Origin of the sequence: Nocardiopsis sp. MG754419, assembly GCF_018207095.1 — a bacterium.
In the GTDB taxonomy this organism is placed as follows: domain Bacteria; phylum Actinomycetota; class Actinomycetes; order Streptosporangiales; family Streptosporangiaceae; genus Nocardiopsis.
The window spans coordinates 1-24,781 of record NZ_QOCZ01000083.1 but is presented as its reverse complement, the minus strand read 5'-3'; the positions used below and the strand labels follow the sequence as shown (position 1 = coordinate 24,781).

At 71.1% G+C, this 24,781-nt stretch carries 17 protein-coding genes; 13 read left to right on the top strand and 4 right to left on the bottom strand.

All coding sequences use genetic code 11. The features are described 5' to 3' along the window. The coding region (locus tag DSY14_RS16880; RefSeq protein WP_211717536.1) for a helix-turn-helix transcriptional regulator at positions 1-237 on the bottom strand (237 nt) is incomplete at its 3' end. A gap of 306 nt (positions 238-543) precedes the next feature. Here DSY14_RS16880 and DSY14_RS16875 point away from each other — a divergent pair. Further along, positions 544-702, top strand: coding sequence for a hypothetical protein (locus DSY14_RS16875; protein ID WP_211717535.1), 159 nt, complete (start codon positions 544-546; stop codon positions 700-702). 30 nt (positions 703-732) lie between these two features. Here the strand turns inward: DSY14_RS16875 and DSY14_RS16870 are convergent, their stop codons facing one another. Continuing rightward, on the bottom strand, positions 733-3,693 hold the full coding sequence (locus DSY14_RS16870) for an AfsR/SARP family transcriptional regulator (protein ID WP_211717534.1): 2,961 nt from the start codon (positions 3,691-3,693) through the stop codon (positions 733-735). A 348-nt stretch (positions 3,694-4,041) separates the two neighbouring features. Here DSY14_RS16870 and DSY14_RS16865 point away from each other — a divergent pair, with 348 nt between their 5' ends. The 3 genes from DSY14_RS16865 to DSY14_RS16855 all read left to right on the top strand — a co-directional run bounded on the left by DSY14_RS16865 (position 4,042) and on the right by DSY14_RS16855 (position 11,778). Continuing rightward, positions 4,042-4,521, top strand: a complete 480-nt coding sequence (locus tag DSY14_RS16865; protein WP_211717533.1) for a nuclear transport factor 2 family protein — start codon at positions 4,042-4,044, stop codon at positions 4,519-4,521. Between the two features lie 175 nt (positions 4,522-4,696). Beyond that, positions 4,697-6,742, top strand: coding sequence for a flotillin family protein (locus tag DSY14_RS16860; protein WP_211717532.1), 2,046 nt, complete (start codon positions 4,697-4,699; stop codon positions 6,740-6,742). 11 nt (positions 6,743-6,753) lie between these two features. After that, entirely contained in the window at positions 6,754-11,778 is a 5,025-nt protein-coding gene (locus DSY14_RS16855) for a DNA repair ATPase (protein ID WP_211717531.1), read from the top strand. Between the two features lie 99 nt (positions 11,779-11,877). On the opposite strand, the gene DSY14_RS16850 is transcribed toward DSY14_RS16855, so the two are convergent. Together DSY14_RS16850 and DSY14_RS16845 are read right to left on the bottom strand one after the other, a co-directional pair. Further along, positions 11,878-13,875 (bottom strand): acyltransferase family protein, encoded by a 1,998-nt coding sequence (locus DSY14_RS16850; RefSeq protein WP_211717530.1) that lies wholly within the window; start codon positions 13,873-13,875, stop codon positions 11,878-11,880. Between the two features lie 119 nt (positions 13,876-13,994). Beyond that, positions 13,995-14,597, bottom strand: coding sequence for a suppressor of fused domain protein (locus DSY14_RS16845; protein ID WP_211717529.1), 603 nt, complete (start codon positions 14,595-14,597; stop codon positions 13,995-13,997). 151 nt (positions 14,598-14,748) lie between these two features. Between DSY14_RS16845 and DSY14_RS16840 the strand changes: the two genes are divergently transcribed. From DSY14_RS16840 to DSY14_RS16800, 9 genes are all read left to right on the top strand, one after another. Continuing rightward, positions 14,749-15,417 (top strand): DedA family protein, encoded by a 669-nt coding sequence (locus tag DSY14_RS16840; protein WP_307851254.1) that lies wholly within the window; start codon positions 14,749-14,751, stop codon positions 15,415-15,417. 166 nt (positions 15,418-15,583) lie between these two features. Then, positions 15,584-16,585, top strand: a complete 1,002-nt coding sequence (locus DSY14_RS16835) for a hypothetical protein (protein WP_211717528.1) — start codon at positions 15,584-15,586, stop codon at positions 16,583-16,585. Between the two features lie 193 nt (positions 16,586-16,778). After that, complete coding sequence (locus DSY14_RS16830) at positions 16,779-16,961, top strand: thiazolylpeptide-type bacteriocin (RefSeq protein WP_211717527.1); 183 nt, start codon at positions 16,779-16,781, stop codon at positions 16,959-16,961. A gap of 157 nt (positions 16,962-17,118) precedes the next feature. Beyond that, on the top strand, positions 17,119-17,301 hold the full coding sequence (locus DSY14_RS16825; RefSeq protein WP_211717526.1) for a thiazolylpeptide-type bacteriocin: 183 nt from the start codon (positions 17,119-17,121) through the stop codon (positions 17,299-17,301). 85 nt (positions 17,302-17,386) lie between these two features. Next, the gene (locus tag DSY14_RS29255; protein WP_211717525.1) at positions 17,387-18,289 is read left to right on the top strand and encodes an ABC transporter ATP-binding protein; all 903 of its coding nucleotides are present in this window, start codon (positions 17,387-17,389) and stop codon (positions 18,287-18,289) included. After that, entirely contained in the window at positions 18,286-19,176 is an 891-nt protein-coding gene (locus DSY14_RS16815) for an ABC transporter permease (protein WP_211717524.1), read from the top strand. The genes DSY14_RS29255 and DSY14_RS16815 overlap by 4 nt, the downstream gene beginning before the upstream one ends. Next, positions 19,173-21,869 carry a lantibiotic dehydratase gene (locus tag DSY14_RS16810; protein ID WP_211717523.1) on the top strand — a complete coding sequence of 899 codons (2,697 nt, stop codon included), beginning with the start codon at positions 19,173-19,175 and terminating at the stop codon, positions 21,867-21,869. Before DSY14_RS16815 ends, DSY14_RS16810 begins: the two co-directional genes overlap by 4 nt. Positions 21,870-21,879: 10 nt before the next feature. Continuing rightward, positions 21,880-23,028 (top strand): lantibiotic dehydratase C-terminal domain-containing protein, encoded by a 1,149-nt coding sequence (locus DSY14_RS16805; protein ID WP_211717522.1) that lies wholly within the window; start codon positions 21,880-21,882, stop codon positions 23,026-23,028. Next, positions 23,021-24,757: a hypothetical protein gene (locus DSY14_RS16800; protein ID WP_211717521.1), complete on the top strand. Its 1,737-nt coding sequence runs from the start codon at positions 23,021-23,023 to the stop codon at positions 24,755-24,757. Before DSY14_RS16805 ends, DSY14_RS16800 begins: the two co-directional genes overlap by 8 nt. Positions 24,758-24,781: the final 24 nt, after the last annotated feature.

The following is a 24,781-nucleotide window of genomic DNA, read 5'->3' as shown; positions in this document are numbered from 1 at the left end:
CCGCCGCCCCGCGGCGGCCAGCAGGTCGGCGCGGTCACGGTCACCGAGGCGCAGGGCCTCTCCCAGCAGGCGGACGGTGTCCCTGCGCGGGTGCAGGGCCCTCCCGTGTTCGAGGTCGCGGATAGCCCGGACACTGATGGTGGAGAAGTCGGCCAGCTCCTGCTGCGTGAGCCCGGACCGCGAGCGGTACCGGCGGAGCAGATCTCCGAAGCGCTGGTTCTCCGTGGGGGATGCCATCCTCTGCGCCCTCTTTCCTCTGGGTCGGTTCCGAACAGGACCCATTCTGGAAAAAGCCGCTATCTCCGGCGCATCGTCCGGCAAAACCGCCGGTCCGGAGAGGGCGGACCGGGCCGGACCATCGATCCGACGGGACCGGTGGGGCCGCTGTGACCTGTGCGGAAACGATCAGGGGCGAGGCGGAACGGGGGTATCCCGCCTGGGGGAAAGGGGGGATAGCGGCGTGATAGCCAAACCAGCGATTCGGTGATGCCCCCTGTTTCTAGATTCGTGTTCATCGAAGAAACGAACACGAAAGGCACTCACTTGAAGCTCCGCAGAATCCTCGCCGCCGCGGCCATCGTCGCCACCGCCGCTCTCGGCCCGATCGTCCTCACCGGGACCGCCGCCCACGCCGGCACGTCCCTGAGCCCCGGAGCGCCCGTCTCCCAGGAGAGCCCGAACAACGACCCCTGGGAGCCGTAGACCGCCGGGGCGCCCGCCGGGCCGCCCGTGTCAGGAACCGTGTGCTCCCGCGATCCGCGCCGCCTCGGCGCGCTGGGACTCCATCCCCCTCTCCGCGAACACCCCGGCCACCCTCTCCGCGAGTTCGACGGCCTGCCCGCTCTCGCCCAGGCCCTGAAGCAGCCGCGCCAGGTCCAACCCGACCTCGGCGGCGCCCGCGCCGTCCCGGATCTGTTCGCGTACGGCCAGCGAACGGCCGAGGAACCGCCGGGCCTCCCCCGTCCGCCCCAGCGACCCGCAGACCCGCCCCAGGTCGTGCAGGAGATAGCCCTCCCCGATCGGATCGCGCAGCTCGCGCACCAACTCGAAGGACTCGGTGAGGATGCCCAGCGCCTCCCGGTGGTCCCCCTTCAGTAACGAGTACTGACCGATCCTGCGCAGCACCTGCGCGCGACTGCGCGGGTCACCCGTCGTCTCCGCGTGCTGACGAGCGCGCAGGAGCTCGACCATCCCCCGTTCCTCCTCGCCCATGACCAGCCGGACGTGCCCGGTGAGCAGCAGCGTGCGGCCCATGCCCGCCACGTCACCGATCGACTCGAAGACCTCGTAGGCCCGCTCCCCGAAGTCCAGCGCGCGCCCTCGGTCGCCGTCCACGTTGGCCAGGTGGGCGAGTTCGCGCAGGCACTTGGCGCGGCCGAGCGGGTCCCCGAGACCGGTGAAGCCGTCCAGGGCGGCCGTCATCGCCGCGCGCGCCTCGTCGTTCTTCCTCTGGTCCAGGTAGAGGCAGCCGTTGGAGAACGTGATCGCGGCCATCCCGCGCAGGTTGCCCGCCGCGCGTACCGCCTCCATCGCCCGCTGGTTGGTGAGGGCCCACTCGTCCGGGTGGCAGCGTCGGCCGAACAGCGTGAGCAGGGACACCGCGAGATCCCAGCAGAGTTCGTCGAGCCCCGCCCGGGCCGCGGTGTCCACGGCCGCGTACAGGTTGTCCTGCTCCCGCTCCAGCCACTCCATCGGGTCCGCGAGGGCGATCTCGGTGAGCGCGCGAGGCGGGTGCCAGCGCGTGCCCTCACCGTGCAGGAGCAGGTAGTCGCCGCCGTGGATACGGCGGTTGGCCTCGTCCACCAGGCCGAGCCACCCCCCGACGAGTCGCCTGAGGGCGGCCTGCCGGTCGGGCCCGGGTTCCTGGTCGAGGAGGCGCTCCCGGGCGAACAGGCGGATGATGTCGTGGAAGCGGTACCTGGGGTCGCCTCCGGGGTCGATCCCGGTGACGTCCAGCATCTGCGCGTCCACGAGCGGTTCGAGCAGGTCCGACGGGTACCGGCGGCGGTCGTCCAGGAGCGCGCCCGCGATCCAGCCCGGCTGGTTCGGACCGTCGGCGAGGGCGAACAGCCGGAGGCTGCGGCGGGTGACGTCGTCCATGCCGTCGTAGGTCAGGCTGAGGCTGGCGCGGACCCCGAGTTCGCCGTGGGTGAGCTCGTCCAGGCGGTGGCGTTCGTCGGAGAGCCGGTTGACCATGGAGGCCAGGGACCAGTGCGGGCGCGCCGCCAGGCGGGCGGCGACGATGCGCAGGGCCAGCGGCAGCCGTCCGACCGAGCGCACCAGTGAGTCGGCCGCGGCGGGTTCGGCGTCCACCCGCCCGGAGCCGACGATCCGGCGGAGGAGGTCGAACGACTGGTCCCTGTCCAGCACGTCGAGTTCGACGAGGACCGCCCCGGGGACTCCGGTGAGCCGGGCCCGGCTGGTGACGATCACGCCGCATCCCGGACTGCCCGGGAGCAGGTCCGCCACCTGGCGCTCCGATCCGGCGTCGTCGAGCACGACCAGGACCCGGCGCTCGGACAGCAGGCTCCGGTACATGTCGGCGCGCTCCTCGCGGCCCTCGGGGATGGACTGGCCGGGGATGCCCAGCGCGCGGAGGAAGCGGGCGAGTACCTCGGCGGTCTCGGTGGGGCTCTCACGGCTGCCGCGCAGGTCGCAGTAGAGCTGCCCGTCCGGGAAGCGCTCGTCCTGGAGGCGGTGGGCGACGTGCACGGCCATCGCGCTCTTGCCGACCCCCGGCCGACCGATGACGACGGCGACACCGACCGCGTGGCCGCGTTCGGGGAGCGTGAGGGCGACCTCCACCGTCCTGGCGGACTCGGCGCGGCCGACGAAGTCCGCTGTGTCGGCGGGCAGTTGCCGGGGGCGGGCCTCACCGACGTCGGAGTACGCTTCGGGCTCCTGCGACAGGATCGCGAGCGCGGTCCCCTGGTCGTCACCGGCGGGCGTGGCGGGCGTGGCGGGCGCCGCCGCGGAGCGCGGGTCGCTCCGCTCCGGGCCCAGGAGCAGGGCCGGGTCCCCCGAGAGGATGCTCGCTTCCAGGCCGCGCAGCTCCTCGCCCATCTCCAGCCCGAGTTCCCCCATGAAGAGGTCCCGGCCCCTGCGGTAGGCCTCCAGCGCCTCGGCCTGCCGGCCGGAGCGGTAGAGGGCGAGCATCAGCTGCTTCCTGAGGCGTTCGCGCAGCGGGAAGTCCTGCACGAGCGCGTTGATCTCGCCGATGAGACCGCTGTGGCGGCCGAGCCCCAGTTCGAGTTCGATGTAGGTCTCGATGAGGTTGGTGCGGGCCTCGTCCAGGCGCGCGGCCTTGGTTCCGAGACTGCGGCTGGAGATACCGCTGAGCGTGGGGCCGCTCCAGAGACCGGACGCCCTGCGCAGGAGGGCCGCCGCTTCGGCGGCCCTGCCCTCCCTGCCGACGACCTCGGCCTCGGCCGCGAGCCGTTGGAAGCGGCGCACGTCGATCGCGTCGGGCTCGGCCTGGAACCGGTAGCCGGGGGGCCTGGTCTCCAGGGTGGCCACGGTCGAGGCGAGGCTCTTCCTCAACCGGGAGACACAGATCTGCACCTGTGTGCGGGCGGTCCCCGGCGGGTCCTCGTCCCAGATCGCGTCCACGAGGTAGTCCGTGGACACGACGTGCCCGGCCTCCAGCACCAGGGCGGCGAGAACGACCTGCTGCCGCCCCGGAGGGATGCGCACCTGGCCTCCGGCACCCTCGACCTGAAGCGGACCGAGAATTCTAAAGGGGGGCTCCGCCCTTCCCTCGACAAGTGTTTCAAAGCCGATGACGGGGCCCCTTTGACGGCAGGGTCGGGGTGCGCCGACCAGGGTTATTCTCTGATCCTTGCCGGCCAACTTAGCCACTCGAAAAGCGACCCGTCAATATGGGCCCGACAACAACAAGGGAACGGATGGTAGCCATGCGATAGCGAACGAATAGGGCGGGCGGGCATTCTGGTACTCAGAGCCAGAACACGTTCGGCGACGACGAGCGCGGAGCGTGACGATCCGTGACCACCAAAGGGCCGGAGAACGGGAGCACTGAGTGTGGCAACAGTCGAAAACGACCACGACCAACCATCACCAAACGCCACGATAACCTCACTCGGAGTAGAACACGTTCGGCTTTCGTATCACTATTTAGATAGCGGAGATATTGACGGATACGCTTCGCTTCTCGCGGATAAGGTGCAGATAAAGCGACCTGACCTTCCTCTCGCGCACGGACGCGACGAAGCCGAAAGGCTCTGCGGGGACCCGCTCCGTCCCCGCGGTTTCCACGACCTCTACCGCGTGTTCGGTCAGGCCGGTGACATCGCTGCGGTCGGCCGCTTCGTCGTCCTGCCCTACGGACCCGGCCGGGGCCCCGAGGACGTGGACTTCGTGGACATCTTCACCCTGGCCGACGACGGCCTGATCCTCGGCCAGCGCCGCTTCCTGTCCCCGCGTTACGCCGACCGGCGGCGCGGTGAGGGGTGGGACCCGAGCGCGCATCACCCGGCCGCCCCGGCGCGTGGGAGCACATGATCCGGCCACGATCACCTCCGACCGTGCTTCTCCCAGGTCACGCGGAACCGTTCGCCCTCCGGAAGCGTCACAACCCCTGACGAACGCTCCTCACCCTCAGGCTGGCGCCCCTCCGCCTGTGAACCCTTTCGGGTGCCGAGCGGACCCCGTTCACCACCCAGAAAGAGACACACACGTGTTGCTGAGTGCATCCTCCACCGGCCAGGAGGCGGCTGACGCGGCCTTCCTGACCTTCGGCGTAGCCCTTGCCGTCGGTCTCGTCGTCCTCATCGCCCTCCTGGTGATGGTCACGCGGCTGTTCCGCAAGGTCGAGCAGGGCAAGGCCCTGATCATCTCCAAGGTCCGCGACGTCCACGTCACCTTCACCGGCTCGATCGTCCTCCCGGTCCTGCACAAGGCCGAGATCATGGACATCTCGCTCAAGAGCCTGACCCTGGAGCGGGGCGGCCGCGAAGGCCTGACCTGCAAGGACAATATCCGCGCCGACATCAAGGTGTTCTTCTACGTCCGGGTCAACGAGACCGCCGAGGACGTCAAGAAGGTCGCCAAGGCGATCGGTACCGAGCGCGCCAGCGACCAGGACACCCTGCAGGAGCTCTTCAACTCCAAGTTCTCCGAGGCGCTCAAGACCGTCGGTAAGCAGTTCGACTTCGAGGAGCTGTTCACCCACCGCGAGGAGTTCCGCCAGGCGATCGTCTCGCTGATCGGCACCGACCTCAACGGCTACATCCTGGAGGATGTGGCGATCGACGAGCTGGAGCAGACCCCGCTCAGCCAGCACGACGCCAACAACATCCTCGACGCGCAGGGCATCTCGAAGATCACGGAGCGCACCGCCAAGGAGCACAAGCGCACCAACGAGTTCGAGAACGACCGCAAGAAGGAGATCGACCGCCAGGACACGGAGACCGCCGAGACCCTCGCCGAGCTGGAGAAGCGTCGCGAGGAGGCGTCCGCCAAGGCCAAGCGCGAGATCGAGATCATCCGCGCCAAGGAGGAGGCCGAGACCGCCCGGGTCCAGGCCGAGGAGCGGCTCAAGTCCGAGACCGCCAACCTGCGCACCAACGAGCAGCTCGGCGTGCAGTCCGAGAACCAAAAGCGTGAGATCGCGGTCGCCGAGAAGAACCGCGAGCGCGTCATCGCCATCGAGTCCGAGCGGATCGAGAAGGACCGCCTCCTGGAGGTCATCGGCCGCGAGCGCGAGACCGAACTGAGCCGCATCGCCAAGGACAAGGAGGTCGAGGCCGAGAAGCGCGAGGTCGCCGACGTCGTCCGTGAGCGCGTGGCCGTCGACCGCACCGTCGCCGAGCAGGAAGAGGCGATCAAGAAGCTGCGCGCCGTCGAGGAGGCCGAGCGCCAGCGCCAGGCCATCATCATCCACGCCGAGGCCGAGGCCCAGGAGAACCTGGTCAAGGACATCAAGGCCGCCGAGGCCGCCGAGGCCGCGGCCAAGCACAAGGCGCAGGAGGAGCTCACCCTCGCCGAGGCCCGTCAGCAGGCCGCCGAGCTCGACACCCGCGCCAAGATCCGTCTGGCCGAGGGCATCCAGGCCGAGGCGGCCGCCGCCGGTCTGGCCGAGGTCCAGATCCGCCAGCAGGACGCCGAGGCCGTCGAGAAGCTCGGTCGCGCCGAGGCCGTCGTGGCCCGGGAGAAGGCCGAGGTCGAGGCCGACGCGGTGGAGAAGAAGCTGCGCGCCGAGGCCGCGGGTCTGACCGACAAGGCCGAGGCGATGGCCGCCCTGGACCAGGTCAGCCGCGAGCACGAGGAGTACCGCCTGCGTCTGGAGGCCGAGAAGGAGATCCGTCTCGCCGGCATCGACGTGAACCGACAGATCGCCGAGGCCCAGGCCACGGCCATGGCCGCCGGTCTGGAGAGCGCCGACATCAACATCGTCGGCGGCGACGGCGCCTTCTTCGACCGCATGGTCAACTCCATCGGCATGGGCAAGGCCGTGGACGGTTTCGTCAACGGTTCCGAGACCGTGCAGGCGCTCGGCAACGGCTGGCTCAACGGCGAGGGCAACTTCGCCCAGGACATCAAGAACGTCCTGTCCCAGGTGGACAGTGAGGACGTCAAGAACCTCACCGTCTCCGCTCTGTTGCTCAAGCTGATCAGCGCGGGCGGCCCGGACGGTGGCAAGCTGGACCGGCTGCTCACCACGGCCCGTTCCCTCGGCCTGGACCAGCTGCCCGTCCACACCCTCGCCCCCACGAAGCAGTGAGGTAGTCCTCCGTGACCGAGGCCCAGTCCCAGGAGACCGAAGGCCCCGGGCCCGAAGCCGAGGACGCGCGATCGCTGGACGCGGGCACCTACGAGGTGCTCCGCGCCCGGCTCCGCGAACAGACCGGCGAACTGGCCCGACGGACCGAGGAGCTCAACAACCGTCGGCTGGAGGTGTTCGGCGGAACCGAGCTGTCCCTGCTCGGTACCGAACGCATCCGCACCGAGCACAACTGCGTGCCGCGCGACATCGTCAGCGTCGGCCGTTCCGTCGGTGACGACGCCGACGGCGACACCATCCTGTTCGGCTACAACGTCTACATCGGGATGCAGAGCACCACCCACGTCTCCGACGTGTTCTCTCTGCACCGGTACGAGCACGGCGGGGACTCCTTCGAGTTCACCGACGACTCCGAGGACGCCATCCCCGGGTTGCTCGCGGAGGGGCGTTTCCGGCAGGACTTCGAGCAGCTGTACCGCTACTACCGTGACGCCCGCCTGCTCCGGTTGCGCAAGGTGGAGGAACGGCTGCTGGCCGTCTTCCAGACCGGACCCGGCACGGAGGACGTCCGCGTCCTCCGGTGGTCGGTCTCGCCCAACGGCGAGATCGCCTACCTCGACGACCGTGGTGAACGCGACCACGTGTTCCCCGACGCGCACGACTTCGTGTGGGAGGAGGCCTCGCGCGAGGACCACGTGCAGGGGCGGCACCCGCACATCTCGATCCGCGACGTCCTGTTCGTCGAGACGGTGGGCGGCGACCTCACCATCAAGGTCGAGAACAACACGGAGGTCGGCGAGGGCATCTACAGCGAGCCCGTCGACGAGCCGCTGCAGAGCCTGGCCGACGCCTCGGTGTTCCACGCCGAGGTCGGTCCGCTCATCCTGCTCAAGGTCCTGCCGTACAACGAGTCCACGTGGCGCCACCTCGTCTTCAACACCCGCACCAAGGAGGTCGAGCGCCTCGACGGCATCGGCCGGTCCTGCCGGCGGCTGCCCGACGACCAGGGGCTCATCTTCCCCGGCGGGTACTACCTGTCGACCGGGGTGGCGCGGACCTTCGACACCGACGTCACCGACCTGGAGTTCGAGCGGATGGTGCGCTCGCCCAACGGTGAGGACGTGCTGTACGTCTTCCACTCGCAGGCGGACGGGCGCAGCCTGCTGCTGCCCTACAACACCATCCGCAAGGAGGTCGCCAACCCGATCTCCTGCCACGGGTACTCGCTGTTCGACGACGGCACCATGACGGTGTTCCGCGACTCCTCCGGCGAGCCCACCCGTGTGCACCCCATGCAGGTGTGGCGGACCCCGTTCGTGTCCGACGTGTACGCCGCGGCCCAGCCGGTGGGCACCGGACCGCTGGAGCGGATCGGCAACGCCGAACTGGTGCAGGGTGTCTCCGAATGCCTGTCGGTGGCGCGGATCGCCGAGGACATGCGGCCCTCCACCGAGGTGTTCGAGGCGCTCATCGCGTCCTGTCGCCGGGTCGTGGACCGGTTCCACTGGCTGGGCGACGAGGACCTGGGCGATCTCGCCGCCCCGCTGACGGAGGTGCGCTCCACCGCGGAGCGGGTGCTGGAGGAGTTCGAGACCGTCCAGTCCCTGACCCGTCAGGCCACGGAGACGCTCAAGGAGGCCGAGGTCTCGGTCACCTCGCTCATCCGCCGATCCCGGGGCGAGACCCCGCGATCGGCGGAGGGGTGGGTGACCCGGCTGACCGAACTGCGTCGTGCGCAGGGCCACGCCGCCACCCTGCGCGAGATGCGCTACGTGGACACCGACCGGATCGACGCCATCGAGGAGAGCCTCGACGAGGAGATCACGTCGACCGGTCGGCGCACCGTGTCCTTCCTGGAGCAGGAGGACGCCTTCGACGGCTACCACTCCGAGGTGGTGCGTCTGGTCGAGGAAGCCGAGGCCCTGGAGGCTGTGAGCGCGGCCACCGCGGTCGGCGAACGCATCGCCGAACAGACCGAGGGCCTGCAGGTGGTCACCGAGGTCATCGGTTCCCTGGACATCGGTGACGCCCAGGTGCGCACGCGCATCCTGGAGCGGATCAGCGAGGTGATGGGCGGGGTCAACCGGGCCCGCGCCACACTGGAGTCCCGGCGCAAGGAACTGCTCGCCCTGGAGGGGCGGGCGGAGTTCGCGGCCGAGTTCGCGCTGCTGGGGCAGGCGATCACCGGAGCGATCGCCGCCGCGGACACACCGGACCGCTGCGACGAACAGCTCGGCCGGATCATGCTCCAGCTGGAGAACCTGGAGTCGCGCTTCGCGGAGTTCGACGACTTCCTCCAGGAGCTCGCCGACAAGCGCGAGGACGTCTACGAGGCGTTCTCCACCCGCAAACAGGCACTGGTCGACGAGCGGTCCCGGCGGGCCGACCGGTTGGCCTCCTCGGCCCAGCGCGTCCTGGACGGGGTACACCGGCGGGTCGCCGCCCTGACCACGCTGGAGGACATCAACACCTACTTCGCCTCCGACGCGATGGTGACGCGCCTGCGCCGCACCGTCGAGGAGATGCGCGAACTCGGGGACAGCGTCCGCGCCGAGGAGCTGGAGGGCCGGATCCTGGCCGCCCGGCAGGAGGCGGGGCGGGCCCTCCAGGACCGCAGCGACCTGTTCGAGGGCGGTGCCGGGGGCGAGACGATCCGGTTGGGCCGGCACCGCTTCGCGGTCAACACCCAACCCATCGACCTCACCCTCACCCCGCACGACGGGCGGATGTCGGTGGCCATCACCGGCACCGACTTCAGGACACCCGTCACCGACGAGGCCTTCCAGGAGACCCGGCACCTGTGGGACCGGCTGCTGGTCTCGGAGAGCCCCGACGTGTACCGGGCCGAGTACCTGGCCACGTCCATCCTGTCCGCGGCCGAGGAGGGCACGGACGGTCTGACCCTGGACGCCCTGCACGAGGCGGAGCGGCACCCCGAGGGCGGCGACTCGTTGCCGTCCCTGGTCCGCGGGGTCGCCGAGGCGCGCTACGACGAGGGATACGAGCGGGGCGTGCACGACCAGGACGCCGCGCGGATTCTGTCGGCGCTGCTGCGACTGCACACCGGGGCGGAGCTGCTGCGCTATCCGGGACGCACCCGCGCGATCGCCCAGCTGTTCTGGGCGCACGGAGCCGGTGAGGAACGCGCCGGTTCCTGGCGGACCCGTGCCGTCTCGCTCGCTCGGGCCAGGACCGTGTTCGGTGCCCGCCGGTCGGCGGCGATCGACGCCCTGCGCACGGAGTTCGCGGAGGCCGTGGACACCTTCCTCACCGACACCGGACTGCACCAGGACGCCGACCTCGACCTGGTGGGCGACTACCTGTTCGAGGAACTGGCGTTGGAGGGGCCGGGGCACCGGGGGTTCGTCTCCGGCGCGGGCGCGCGCACCCTGTTGGACCGGTTCCACCGTGCGCTCGGCAGCACCCGGGAGACCACCCGCAAGGCCTTCGAGGAGGACCTGCGCGGGCTCGGCTCGGACCTGGCCGCCCGGCACCAGCTGGTGACGGCGTGGTTGGAGGCGTACGCCGGCACGTTGGAGGAGCCGGTCGCCCCCGGTGACCTGCCCGAGGCGGCGACCCTCGCGCTGGCCTCGGTGGACCGGTACGAGTCGTCCGCCGCGGTCGAGGAACGGGTGTCGGGACTCCTGGGTTCGCACCCGCGGATCCAGGAGCGCGCGCTCACGGTCCGACTGGACGAGATCCTGCCGCGCACCCGCCGGTTCCGGTCCGTGGAGGTGCCCGCCTACCGGGACTTCCAGCGGCGCCGCAACGCGCTGGTCGCCACCGAACGGGAGCGGCTGCGTCTGGAGGAGTACCGGCCGAAGGTGATGAGCGGGTTCGTCCGCAACCGACTGCTGGACGAGTCGTACCTGCCGCTCATCGGCGACAACCTCGCCAAGCAGCTGGGGGCGGCCGGCGACGACAAGCGCACCGACCAGAGCGGGCTGTTGCTGCTCATCTCCCCGCCCGGGTACGGCAAGACCACCCTCATGGAGTACGTGGCCAGCCGTCTGGGCCTGGTGTTCGTCAAGGTGAACGGGCCGGCCCTCGGGCACGCCGTCACCTCGCTGGACCCGGCCGAAGCACCGGACGCCACCTCCCGCCAGGAGATCGAGAAGATCTCCTTCGCGTTGGAGATGGGCGCCAACACGATGCTGTACCTGGACGACATCCAGCACACCAACCCGGAGCTGTTGCAGAAGTTCATCTCGCTCTGTGACGGCCAGCGCCGGATGGAGGGCGTGTGGGAGGGGCGCACCCGCACCTACGACCTGCGCGGCAAGCGGTTCGCGGTCTGTATGGCCGGTAACCCGTACACCGAGCAGGGCAAGCGGTTCCGGATCCCGGACATGCTCGCCAACCGTGCCGACGTGTACAACCTGGGCGACGTGCTGTCCGGCAAGGAGGAGCTGTTCGCGCTCAGCTACATCGAGAACGCGCTGACCTCCAACCCGACCCTGGCGCCGTTGTCCACCCGGGACCGGGAGGACGTGTACACGTTCGTGCGGATGGCCCAGGGGGACGACTCGGTCGGCACCGATCGGCTCACGCACCCCTACTCGGCGGCGGAGGTCGACCGGATCGTGTCGGTCCTGCGCAAGATGCTGCGCGTGCAGGAGGTGGTGTTGGCCAACAACCAGGCCTACATCGCCTCGGCCGCGCAGTCCGAGGACGCGCGCACCGAACCGCCGTTCCAGTTGCAGGGGTCCTATCGGAACATGAACCGGCTGTCGGAGAAGATCGTGCCGGTCATGAACGACGCCGAGGTGGAGGCCGCCATCGACGACCACTACCTGGGCGAGGCGCAGACCCTCACCTCCGGTGCGGAGGCCAACCTGCTCAAGCTGGCGGAGCTGCGCGGGGTGATGACCCCCGAGCAGGAACAGCGGTGGGTCGAGGTCAAGGAGGGTTTCCGTCGGGGCCGTGCCCTGGGCGGGGCCGACGACGACCCCATGACCCGCGCCCTCGGTGCGATGGGTCTGCTCGCCGACCGGGTCGGTGAGATCAGTACCGCGCTGAACAACCACGAGCGTTAGCGCGCGCTCGCACGAGGGGCCGTCGCCGGGGCATCCCGGCGGCGGCCCTCCCGTGTTCGAGGGTCGCGCGAGCGGTGGTCATCGGTGCGCGGGGGCCTATCACCAGTCGGTGGCGGTGAGGAGTCGGCGCTCCAGGTGCGGGGCGAGGGTGCGCATGTAGGTGGCGCCGATGTGCCCGGAGTCCCAGAAGACCAGGACGTTGCCGACGACCGGACGGCACAGGTCGGGGGCGCAGATCCGGTCGGTGAGGTCGAGGGTGACCACGTTGTCCGGCAGCTCCGCACCGTCGAGCGGGGACTCCGCGGCCATCGACCCGCTGAGGGGCGCGGTGCACTCCTCGGGGGAACGCTCGGCCAGGCACTCGGGAGCGTCGAACCCCAGGCGCGGGGTGTCCCGGACGGCGACGACCTCGATGCCGAGGTCCGCCAGCTCACGCCAGCGGTCGACGTAGCCCTCCACCAGCACCTCCTCACCGAAGCCCGCGGAGGTGTCGAGGCTGGTCGTGGTCCCCGTGGTGAACACCGCGTCCGGGCGCAGGTCGGCGAGTTCGGCCATCACCCCGCGGTTCCATTCGGCGCACGCGTCGTAGGGCTCGCCCCGGTAGAGCTGTGGGGCGTCGGTGAACAGACAGGCGCCCTTGACGATGTTGACCAGCCGCCAGTCGTGGTCCTGCGCGATGCCCCGAAGGGCGGGGAACCAATGCGCGGCGTGGGAGCCGCCCACCAGGGCGACGGTGCGCTCGGCCTCCTCGTCCCCGTACACGCAGGTGATCACCTCGGTGCCGGCGATCGTCTGGTTGCAGCCCTCGTCGTAGGTGACGGGGACGTCCAGGTCGGCCGAGGCGGGGTCCGGGTACACGGGGTCGGGGTAGTCGACGCGCGGACCATCCAGCGCGGCGGCGCCCGGATAGCGCTGCGGGTCGGCGAGCCGCTCCTCCAGGCGTCGCTGTTCGGCGTCCAGACGCGCCGACCACACGCCCGTCACCAGCATCAGCGGCATCAGGCAGGCCAGGGCGAGCGCCGGTCCGCGGACCGGGGAGACGCGTCCGAGCCGGGCGAGACGGTCGGCGAGGGGGGTCGTGGCCGCGGCCGACACCACCGACACCGCCAGGACCGCCGCGCCGCCCAGGGGGCTCGCCAGGGTGCGGCCGGTGATCTCCAGGTAGAAGACCAGGACGGGCCAGTGCCACAGGTACAGGGCGTAGGAGATCGACCCCAGGTAGCGCACGGGGCGCGGGGTGAGCAGGCGGTCCGCGCCCCAGCGCGACCCCGTCGTCCCGGCGACGACGACCGCGACCGCCGCCAGCGTGGGCCACAGCGCCGCGTAGCCGGGAAAGACCGTGGACACCTGGAGCAGCACGCCGCACAGCACCAGGGCGATCAGCCCCGCCCACCCCAGGACCAGGCGCAGGATCCTCGGCGGGTGCAGCGACGGCAGGACCAGCGCGAGCAGACCGCCGAGCGCGAACTCCCACAGTCGGGCGCCGGTGTCGAAGTAGGCCCACGCCTGGTCCACGCGCGTGACGTACACCGAGTAGGCCAGGGAGACCGTGAACACCGCGCCCAGCACGGCGACCAGGACCCGACGCGGCGCCACACCGCGACGGCCGGCCCACCAGCAGGCGAGGCCGATGACCACCGGCCAGAGCAGGTAGAACTGGCCCTGGATGGACAGCGACCAGAAGTGCTGGAACGGCCCGGGGGCGTCGTCGCGGGCCAGGTAGTCGACGGCGTTGCCGGCGAGGTACAGGTTGAGGTGGTAGAGGGCCGCGGCCCAGGCCTCGGCGACCGTGTCCCGCCATCGGGTCTCCGGCAGCAGCAGGCGGGCACCGACCAGCGTCACCGCGATCACCAGGGCGGCGGTGGGCACCAAGCGTGCGGCCAGGCGGGCGAGGAAGGCCCCGTAGCGGATGCGGTCGCGGTCGGCCGCCCGGACCAGCGACCCGGTGATGAGGAAGCCCGTGAGCAGGAGGAAGACGTCCACGCCACCGGAGACCCGACCGAACCACACGTGGTAGACGGCCACCAGGAGGACGGCGACCGCCCGCAGCCCGTCGATCTCCGACCGGTGGCCGTCGGTGGACACGGGAGCACGCACGGGCGACCTTCACACGGGGAGACGGGGAGGTCGCCAGCTTCACCGACCCGGATGACGGGCCGGGGTACGCGCGACGACCTCCCGGTCACCTCCCGGCGAAACCCGCCGGTGGAGTGCGCTCAGAAGCGGATGGTCTCGCGCGCGGGGTCGGTGAGCATCCTCGGGTCGCGGTCGCGGAGCAGCGCTATGACGGGCGCGACGGTGTCGGCCTCCTGCGCGTAGGCGGCCTCCTCCGTCTTCAACCCCACGACCTGGAAGAACAGCACCAGGCCGTTGTCGGTGTCCAGGATGCGGATGTCGGCGTCGGGGACCAGGGCCAGCGAGGTCATGTCACCGTTGGACGCCTCCCCACCGAGCGGGGCGTTGGTGCGGATCCAGTGCCCCACGTCCAGCTGCGCGCCGGCGACGTACTGACCGGCCAGGGCGTGCAGGACGCGCAGGATCCAGGCGGGTACGGCCTCGTCGTCCGGCTCGCGCGGGATACGGCAGGTGAACTCGAACCCCGCTCCGGAGACCCGCTTCTCCTCGCTCGTCTTCTCCCCGAGTTCGGTCAGGCCGAAGGTGACGAGCAACCAGTGGCCGTCCAGCGGGTAGGCGAGCACGCCGTCGATCCCCTCACCGGAGTCGCCGGCCGGGAACTGGACGGTCAGCGGCTGCGCGTCCGGGTAGTGCTGCGCCCACCCCTCGTAGATCCGGGTGAGTCCGGGCAGCATCTCCAGCATCGTGTGGCTCCAGGTTCGTGATCGGTGCACCTCAGAGGATACGAGCGTTCGGCCCGTGCCCCGCCGGCCTTATGCGGAACCTGCGACACGCTCCGTAATCTCGTGTCCCTCTACCCTCGAAGGAGGGGCGGCGCGAACGGGGGCGTGACCAGTGAGCAGCAGCGATCCGACCGCGGCGGGCGGTCTCGTGGGCTGGGTGGTCGGTCTGATGGAGACCCTCGGCGGCCCCGGGGTGGGGCTGGCCATCGCCCTGGAGAACATCTTCCCGCCGATCCCCAGCGAGGCGATCCTGCCACTGGCCGGTTTCGCCGCCGCCCGGGGCGACCTGGGCCTGGTCACGGTGATCGTCTGGGCGACCGTCGGTTCCCTCGTCGGTGCCCTCGTTCTCTACGGGCTGGGCGCCGTGCTGGGGCGGGAGCGCTTCCGTGCGTTGGCGGCCCGCGTGCCGTTGGTGAAGCTGTCCGACATCGACCGGACCGAGGCCTGGTTCCTGCGGCACGGCACCAAGGCCGTGCTGCTCGGCCGCATGATCCCGGTCTTCCGGAGTTTCATCTCCATCCCCGCCGGGATCGAACGGATGCGCCTGTGGGTCTTCGTCGCGTTGACGACGCTGGGGAGCGCGGCGTGGAACACCCTGTTCATCCTGCTCGGCTACCACCTGGGCGCGCAGTGGCACGTGGTCGAGGCGTACGTCGGCGTCGGTTCCAGGGTCGTGCTCGGCCTCGTGGCGGTGGCGTGCGTCTGGTTCGTCGTGGCCCGGCTCTGGGAGCGCCGCCGGCCGCAGCGAGGGCTCCAGGACCGCGGGGACACAATGACCTGACCCTGAGGTGACAGTTTCGTCCGGGTGCGCGACGGGGGACTTGTTCACGCCTCGCCGCGGATTGTAACTTTCCTCCGAAATCGATGCCGTGCAACGTAAACTACCGCCAGTGATCCCGGCCGGTAGGACCCCGTCACCCCCTCGAACCCGCTCAAGAGGTGGACCCGTGAACTCCCCCCTGCTCCAACGCGCACTGACCGGCGTGGCCGCCCTGGCCCTGCTCGCCCTCACCCCGCAGACGGCCCTGGCCGAGGACACCGATTTCGTCCCCACCCCCGCCGACACGCCCGTCGAACGCGCGGCCGCGGACCGGCAGGCCCTGGAGGACAAGCTGGAGGCGACCCGCGTCCCCACCGGCCCGCTCACCTTCGGGGCCGAACCCCTGGCGGCGGCCCGCAGCGCCGCGGAGGGCGCGGCGGCCGACGCCTCCTGCGCCATCTCGACCGACGAGGCCACGGCGCTGGCACTGGCCCCGGTGTGGCCCGAGGTCTCGGCCGGTTCCTCCCTGGCGCCCTCCCCGATGACCCTGTCCAGGTACGACAACCAGTCCGGTCTCTACGACCCCGCCGGACGCGACGGGCTGTTCTTCAACCCGGGGGTGGGTCTGTGGCAGATGGACTCCGCGGGGCTGGGCACCGACAACACCGCCGGTGAGGCGATCGACTCGGTGTGGGTGTCCGACTTCGTCGTGCCCTACATCGTGAACAAGTACTGCAACGCCCTCAACGGCGGTTCCGCGGCACCGGCCGCGCGGGCGACCGCGTGGGCGGACTGGAACGCCTGCCGTGACGGCGACTGCGACACCATGTACTGGCGCGCGTTCAACAACGGGATCGGCGCGGACCCGTCGGTGAACCGCTACGGCGGCGCCGAACCGCGGACGTGTTCCTACGAGGGCGCCTCGTACGACTGCCTGTTCGTGGACGTGGCCTCGGCCCAGGGCGCGGACTGGTGGACGGCCCCCGGCAGTGGGCGATCGCCCGTTCCGCACCCGTTCTACGTGCTCAGGGCCGGTGGTGACGAGGTCCGGGTGTGGTTGGCCCAGGACTCCGGGCACGGAGTGGACGTGACGGTCGACCGCCCGTTCGGCGGCAACGCGCGTGACGCCCTGACGTGGACGGACGGCCGGGGGTTGTGCGACACCACCGCGGGCCGCGGCGACTGCTGATCGGCTGGGCTCTGGTTCCTTTAGGGACCAGAGCCCATTTCTGTTTCCCGGTGTTCCCGTCGTAACGAATGAGAGAACCCTGGGACACGTCCCGAAGAATGATCAATACAACCTCTATCGACCTGCCTCTTCGCGTGTTATTTTCTTTTCCGCCCGGGGGAAACGTTCGCAAGATACCAACGAAGAGGCGCCGATGCCCCATTCGACGTTCCCAGAGATCGAGCTTCCAGAACTCGACTTCGACGACATGGAGGTGATGAGCGTCCGCGAGGCGGTCGCCGTCCCGGAGACCGGTGCCACCAGTGGCTCCAGCTCCTGCACCTCGACGTCGTGCTGCGGCTCCAGCAGCTGCTGTTCCGGTGGCTCCTGCGGCTGACATCGGCGATAAGAACATTCTTATCCCCGACCCGACATCCCTCAAACCTCCGACACGACATTCTTCTTCGATCACCTGATCAAAGTATGAATTTCTCCGCGTTGCGCTGGCGCGTTTCGCACCCACATCCCCTGCTTGTTCCAGAAGAAGGTGCCCGATGGCGACCAAGGAAATCCCCACGATCGAACTCCCCGACCTGAACTTCGACGACATGGAGGTGATGAGCGTCCGCGAGGCGGTCGCCGTCCCGGAGACCGGTGCCACCAGCGGCTCCAGCTCCTGCACCTCCACGTCGTGCTGCGGCTCCAGCAGCTGCTGCTCGTCGGGTTCGTGCGGCTGACCGATCCACAGGGCGGCCTCACCACGGGGCCGCCCCCCTCCCTGCCTCAGCCCCACCCCCAGTAGAAGCACGACGAGGGCCGCACGTGTACGCGATCAACGCCACGGACATCACCAAGGACTATGGGAAGGGAGAGGTGCTCCACGGCATCTCCTACCGCGTGCCCACCGGACAGATCGCCGCGTTACTCGGCCCCAACGGGGCCGGCAAGACCACGCTGATCGAGATCCTGGAGGGCCACCGGGGACGCACCTCGGGCCGTGTCGAGGTGCTCGGCCTCGACCCCGGCAACCGCCGCGACTTCGCCGAGCTGCGCACCCGCATGAGCGTCGTCCTCCAGCAGACCATGCTGGAGCCGGGCCTGTCGGTCCGGGACATCCTGCGCAGGCACGCCTCCTATTACCCGGACCCGTTGGACGTCGACGAGGCACTCGCCCAGGTGGAGCTCACCGAGAAGCGGTCCGCGCTGGTCCGGTCGCTGTCGGACGGCCAGCGACGCCGTCTGGACCTGGCCCTGGCACTGACCGGCCGCCCGGAGCTCCTGTTCCTCGACGAGCCCACCACCGGGCTGGACCCGGTGTCCCGCCGGCGTATCCGCTCCCTGGTCGCCGGACTCCGCGAGAGCGGCACCACGGTGGTGCTGACCTCGCACGATCTCACCGAGGTGCAGGAGCTGGCCGACCGGGTGGACGTCATCCGTGACGGCGCGTTCCTCGCCTCGGGCACCCCGGACGAGCTGGTCCGGGGATCGTCGGCGTTCACCGTGGTGGAGTTCGCCCTCCCCGAGGGCGTGGACGGACGGCTGCCCGAGGGCGCCTCCGTGGTGAACGGGCGTGCCCGCATCCACACCGACGACCAGGACTCCGTCGTGGAACGCGTGCAGTCCTGGGCCCGGGACGAGGGAACGCGGATCAGCGGCCTGACGATCGTGCCGCCGAGTCTGGACGACGCCTACGTGGCGATGCTGGAGACGGAGAAGTCCGAATGAGCACCACCGACACCGGCGCCCGCGGCGCCGCGCGCACCCGGCGCCCGAGCAGCTTCCTGCTCCACGTGGACGGAGAGCTCAAGGAGTTCTGGCGCTCCCCCATCACCCTGGCGTTCATCGTGGCCATGCCGGTGATGTTCTACGTGGGCTTCGGGTTCGCCTTCCGCTCCGAGGCCGACGAGATCCGGGTGCTCGACACCCACGAGATCACCCAGGGCAACCTGAGCTACGGCGGCATCCTGGGCTTCGCCCTCATGTCGGTGGCCTTCGCCAACGTCGCCATCGGCCTGGCGATCCGCCGCCACCACGGGCTTTTCAAGCGGTTCCGCACCACGCCGGTCACCCCGTTGACGGTGATGGGCGCCTACCTGGTGAACACGCTGATGACCACGGTCATCGTGCTGGGCGTGGTCACCGCCCTCGGCGTGCTGCTGATGGGTGTGGACCTCGCCCCGGCACGGGTGCCACAGCTGCTGCTGGCCCTGATGCTCGGCTTCGTGTGCATGGCCCCCCTGGGCGCGGCCGTGTCGCTGCTGCCCCCCAACGCCGACGCCGCGGTGCCCATGGTCAACGGCATCTTCTTCCCGGCCGCGTTCCTGGCCGGCGGGTTCATCATCCTGCCACTCGGCGACACCGTGAGCGCCGTCGTGGACCTGTTGCCGGGCCGCCCGCTCACCATCCTGATCCAGAGTTCGCTGGCCGAGACCGGACCCACCTGGGACTGGCCCTCGGTGTGGCTGTTGCTGGCCTGGGCACTGCTGGGCACCGTGGTCGCGCTGCGCTGGTTCCGGTGGGCGTCCGAACGCGAGCCGCGCGGTTTCGGTTCGGCGAAGAAGAAGGCCGCCGAGACGGCGGAGACGGCCGAGGGCGCGGAGGCCAGGGGTTGAGCACACCGTCCTTCACCGTGGTGGAGGGTCCCTACCTGGTGTCCCGGGTGAACCTGTATCCCCACCGGTGGTTGCGCACGGACCCGGCCTCGGCCCGGACCGAACAGGAAATGATCGGCTCCCTCGTGGCGGAGGAGCGCGGACGCGAACGGGAGCGCGCGGCGTTGTTGGCGGCCCTGCACCGGGCCACCCCCGGCCTGGGCGCCGGCACCCCGCACGAGGACGCGCACCGACGTGAGGCACTGGCGGCCAAACGCGCGGTGTTCAACCGGCGTCCTCCCCGGCCCGGTCTGGCGGCGCATCCGATCACCGACAGCGTGGCCGGGCTGCGCTCGTGGGTGGCGAGCTGGCAGCGGACCGCGGAACTGACCGCGCGGCTGGACGCCGCGCACGAACCGTCCCTGCGCGACGAACGCGCGGTGCTGGCGGAGTGGGCCGCGGACCCGCGAGTGGACCGCTCCACGGCCCTGTCCAGCGCCGACCTGCACCGTGCGGTGGCGGCGCGCGCCGCCGCGACGGGCCCTCCGGACAAGCGGATGCGCAAGGCGGAGACGTCCCTGGTGCGGTACTTCTCCCGGTCCACGATGAAGGTCAGCCCGTACTCGCTGTACACGGCGGTCCACTTCGACGACCTCGCACGGCCCACCGGGCCGGGGGACGAGGACACACCGTTGCGGGCCACGCCGTACGCCGACCTGCGCCGGTTGTTGGTGCGCCAGACCGGGCGCGCGCTGGCCGCGGACCCCGAGGCCCGGTCGGGCCTGGAGTGGGTGCTGACCGGTGGCGCGCGTCGGCTCGGTGGCGACGGCGCGCCGGACTCCGCCCCGGGCGAGGCCGACGCGCGGCTCGTCGTGCGCCGACGTCGGTGGACACCGCCCTCCTCCGGGCTGCGGGCGGAGGCGTTCGGTGAGGAGGAGGTCCGTCTCCCGCTGACCGGCGGCTGGGAGCGGCTGGTGTCGGTCCTGGAGAAACGGGCGGCCACGCCGGTGCGGTGGGAGGCGCTGCGCGACGCGGTCACCGCCGACCTCGGGTACGGAACCGAGCAGGCGTCGGGTCTCCTGGACAAACTGATCGGCGTGGGGGTGCTGGTGCCGTGGGCCCCCGTCGCCGAACAGTCGCCCGACCACACACGTCACTGGCACGACCTGGTCCGGACCCTGCCGGGCGCGACCGCGGCCCGGGCGACGGAGGCGTTCGCGGCCACCGAGGAGGTGCTGTCCGGCTTCGCCGAGGCCGACGGCGCCCGACGTGCCCGCGAGGTCCTGCGCCTGCAGGGGTTGTGGTCGGCCGCGGTGGGCGTCGAGGGGTCGGCGACCTCCCCGGTGGTGGAGGACTGCCTGGTCTCACGTGGTGTTCCGGTGGAGCGCCCCGCGACCGCGCGCTGGTCGGCCGACCTGGAACGCCTCATGCCGTTGCTGTTCGCGATGGACGACCAGCGGGTGCTGTCGGGGGCGTTGGAGCAGGTGTTCGTGGCCCGCTACGGGCGCGGCGGCCGGTGCTCGGACCTGGACGCGTTCGCCCAGGACGCGCGCGCCGCCTTCCCGCTCACCCAACGGCTCATGGGCGGGGACCCCGAGGCCCTGGCGGACGCCGACCCGGGTCTGCGTCAGGTACTGAGGGCACGGGCCCGCGCCGTGGAGCACCTGGTGGGGTTGGGTCACGCCGACACCGAACAGGTGGAGGTGGACCCGTCCGTGGTGGACGAGGTCGCCGCCCTGCTGCCGGACCGCGAGTTCGTCGCGCACCGTTCCTTCGCGGTGTTCGGCCAGGTCCGTTCCGGCCGGGGCGAGGAGCCCGAGCACCTGGTGGTCAACCACGTGTACGGGGGACGGGCCCGCTACTTCAGCCGATTCCTGGGACGTCTCCCGGAGGAGGTGCGCCGCCGGGTGGTCGCGCACGTGCGCCGGGTCGCCCCGCCGGGTTCCGACACGGTGCACATGCGTTCGGCCCTGGGGTTCAACGCCAACCTCTCCCCCGCCCTGGCGCCCGAGGAGGTGGCGCTGCGCGACGAACCCACGCTGGTCCCCGGGCCCGCCACCCACGACCTCGCGCTGGTGCACACCCCGAACGGTCTGCGGCTGGTGCGTGCGGACGGCACCGCGATCGATCCCGTCTACACCGGTTTCCTGGTGCCGCACGCGCTGCCCTACGACGAGATGCTCGTGGCCATGGTCGCCGACTCCCCGTTCTTCTCGTTCAGTGACCTCGGTATCGACCTGCACGAACGCTGGACCGTCCACGGGCATCAGGGCGCCACGCCCCGGATCGGGTTCGGGGCGCTCACCCTGTTCCGTCGCCGTTGGGGGCTGGACACGTCGACGTTCACCGCCCGCGGCGGGGAGTCGCCGGCCGAGCTCCACCGCCGGGTGAACCTCGAACGCCTCCGGCGCGGCATGCCCGACGAGGTGTTCGTCCGTCCCCTCCAGGGGGCCCGCCTGGGTCCGCTGGAACGGGCCATGGCGCCCAAGCCCCAGCACGTGGACTTCCTGAGTCGCCTGCACACCACCACCGCCGCCAAACGCCTGACCCACCTGGGTCCGACCCTGGTGGCGGAGGAACTGTCCCCCCACCCGCACGAGGCGGGGGTCGCGAGTCCGGACGGTCGGCACGCCGCCGAGGTGTTCCTCGAACTGTCCACGGTCCCCGGCCCGCCGCGGACCCCCCATCCCCCACTCATCCCCCAGACGAAGTGAGGCTGACACCGTGACCGTCGGACTCAGAGTCACCTACTACGACAGCGACAAGAGCGCCCTGATCGGCGACCGTCTCGTGCCCACGGCGCGCGCGGCCGCCGACGCGGAGGGGGTCACCGCCGCGTGGCTCCACCTGCACTGGCGGTTCGGCCCGCACTGCGTGCTCTACCTGGACGGCGACCCCGGGGCCGTCACGGTCGCGGCCGACGCCGCCGAGGCGGACCTGCGGTCCTTCCTCGCGGACCATCCCTCCGAGCGCTCCCTCGACCCCGCCGCGTACGCGGAGTTCTCCCATCGCATGGGCCGGTTGGAGCTGGTCGAGGGTCCCTACACCCCCCTGGAGCCGGACAACTCGATCCGACGGCTGGACGGCGACCCGGTGGACACGTTCCTGCGCGGCCCCGAAGCGGTGGCGCTCAAGGGACGGGTGCTCACCGACGGTCTGTCCCGGGTGGCGGAGCAGGCCGGTGGGCGCGGCGGGGAACGGGCCGTGTTCGCGCACGTGTTCGCCGGTATGGGCGCGATCGCCGCCCGTTACCCCGAGTGGGGTCTCAAGTCCGGCTACCAGGCGTTCCTGTCGCACTGGAAGGAGTACTTCCACTGGTCGGACCCGGAGGGGCGGGCCGAGGAACGGTTGGCCCGGTCCTACCGTTCCCAGCGCGCCGCCCTGGTGGAGACCCTGCGGGGGATCCACGAGGACACCGGCGACGATCGGCACGCCGCGGCCTGGGGCACGTGGGTCGACCGGTGGCTGCCGGAGGCCGTGGAACTGGCGAAGAAGGGGCACATCCTGCCGTTCCCCCACCCCGAGCGGCAGGAGACCGCGGCCCGGTTGGGCACGGACGTGGGCGTGCGGTGGAGCGGTTCGGACGAGCGTTCCTACAGCGACTTCCACCGTGAGTTCCGCAAGCTGGACTTCACCCGGCTGGGCGACGGCTTCGGTTTCGCCGCGTTCCGGTTCGTCATCAACTGCTTCTTCGACCTGCTGCCGCTCATGGGCGTGACACCCGCCCAGCGGTACTCCATCGCGTACCTGTTCACCGAGGCCGCGCAGGAGGTGGTGGGCGAGAGCTGGGAGCAGACCGTCCGCCGGGTCGTCGACCACCAGCAGAGCGACCCCGCGCTGAAGCCGACCCTGCCGTGGGTGGGCGATGCCTGAACACATCCTCCCCACCGTCCGATTGAAGAGCGCCGTGCGGGCCCGGTCCCTGGCCGAGGAGGGGGTGGCGCTGAGCATGGGCGCCACCGCCGTCGTGGTCCGGGGCGGTCAGGCCGACACCGTGTGGCGCGCGCTGGAGCCGACCCTGCGGGCCGGGTTCGAACGCGACGCCCTGCTCGGCCGCTTCCCCGAACGGGGGCGTCCCTTCCTGGCGGGCATCCTCGACCAGCTGGAGGAGCACGGGTTCCTCCGCGACCTCGAACCCGAACCCACCGAGCCCTCCCCGGTCGCACGAGCCGCCTACCCCCACCTGGAATCCCTGACCCGACGCCCCTACGCCGCGCTGGCCGCGTTGGAGGCGAGCACCGTCCGGGTGCGTTCGTCGTGTCCCCTGCTGGCGACCGAGGTGCGGCGCGCGTTGGAACGGTCGGGTTTCGGTGCGGTGGACGTCGACCCGGCCCCCGACCGGGGCCGACCCGCCACGGTGGACACCGGGCCCCGGACACCCGGCACGGAAGGCTCCGTCGAGGGCGACCCGATCCTGCTGACCACGTGGCTGGAGGTCCCCGACGCGGCACCGGTCGAGCACCTGGTGGCGACCGGCGGCGGTCTGTGGCTGGCCGGTCCGCGTGACCGGGCGAGCACCCCGGACCTGGCCGCACGGCTGCGCACGTGGTTCTCCACCCTCGCCGAGGGCCACGGCGGGCCGGACGAGGCGGGGCTGCGCCTGACCCGGACCCTGGTCGCCGCCCAACTGGTGCTGTCCCTCGTCGCGCACGTGGCCCGCACCGTGGAGGGCACGGCGCCGGCCACCGATCCCGCGTTCATAGTGACCACGGACGAGTTGGTGAGCGAACCGCACACGCTGCCCCTCGCCGACGCGCTCGACCCCATCGGCGACGCGCCCCCGCCCGCTCCGGGGTCGGAGGATCCCCCGGAGATCCCCGCGCAGCTGGACGGCGTCACCCCTCTGTGGGACCGGGTGTTCGGCCCCGTCGACGAGCCGCGACCGGGTGCGCTGCCCCAGCTTCCCGTGGGCCTGGCGTTGTCCGGGGACGTCGCCGGTTGTGGGCTCACCACGGCCGAGGCCCGACGCGACGCCCTGCTGGGAGCACTGCACCGGGTGGTGTGGCGCCCCTTCGACGCCCCGGTCGGCCGGGGGCTGGGGCTGACCGCGGTCGGCGCGGTCGGCGCCGCCGTGGGGGACCTCCTGCTGTCCCTTCCGGATCGGCGGTGGTGGGACATCGACCCACCCGACCCGTCCCCCGTCGCCCGACGCCTGTGGGCCTGTCTGAACCTGCGGTTCGGTGTGCCGGCGGACCTGTCGGTGCAGGCGCTGGACGGCGCCGGACCGTACCGTGTGCGGGTCCTGCTGCGCGAGGCCCCGGACACGCCGGCCCCGGTGACCGATGCCGACGCGGCGGGGGCGGCGGACGCGCACGCCCCGTACGGACTCGTGAACGTGGGCGACGAACCCCTGGGCACGGCCGTGGCGGCCGACGTCGACGCCGGCGTCGAGGAGGCGCTCCTGCGCGCCGTGGCGTCGGTGCGACTCACCGACGCGTCCCCCGGCACCACACCGACCACGGCCGTCACGGGTACCGACGCCACGACCGCGTCCCTCGCCCGGTGGGCGTCGGTGACGGGCGCCGTCCGACCGTCCGCCCCGGCCGGGGCGGACCACTGGCGCAGGCTCGGCGTGCACGCGGCGGTGGCGACGTGGACGTAGGAACCCCCGGGCCCGCCCTGGGCC

Excerpts from the sequence above, each read along its gene's own strand:
- DSY14_RS16845 (WP_211717529.1), bottom strand. The coding sequence starts at position 14,597 with ATGCTGGAGATGCTGCCCGGACTCACCCGGATCTACGAGGGGTGGGCG.
- DSY14_RS16830 (WP_211717527.1), top strand. The coding sequence starts at position 16,779 with ATGCCCCATTCGACGTTCCCAGAGATCGAGCTTCCAGAACTCGACTTC.
- DSY14_RS16825 (WP_211717526.1), top strand. The coding sequence starts at position 17,119 with ATGGCGACCAAGGAAATCCCCACGATCGAACTCCCCGACCTGAACTTC.
- DSY14_RS16815 (WP_211717524.1), top strand. The coding sequence starts at position 18,286 with ATGAGCACCACCGACACCGGCGCCCGCGGCGCCGCGCGCACCCGGCGC.
- DSY14_RS16800 (WP_211717521.1), top strand. The coding sequence starts at position 23,021 with ATGCCTGAACACATCCTCCCCACCGTCCGATTGAAGAGCGCCGTGCGG.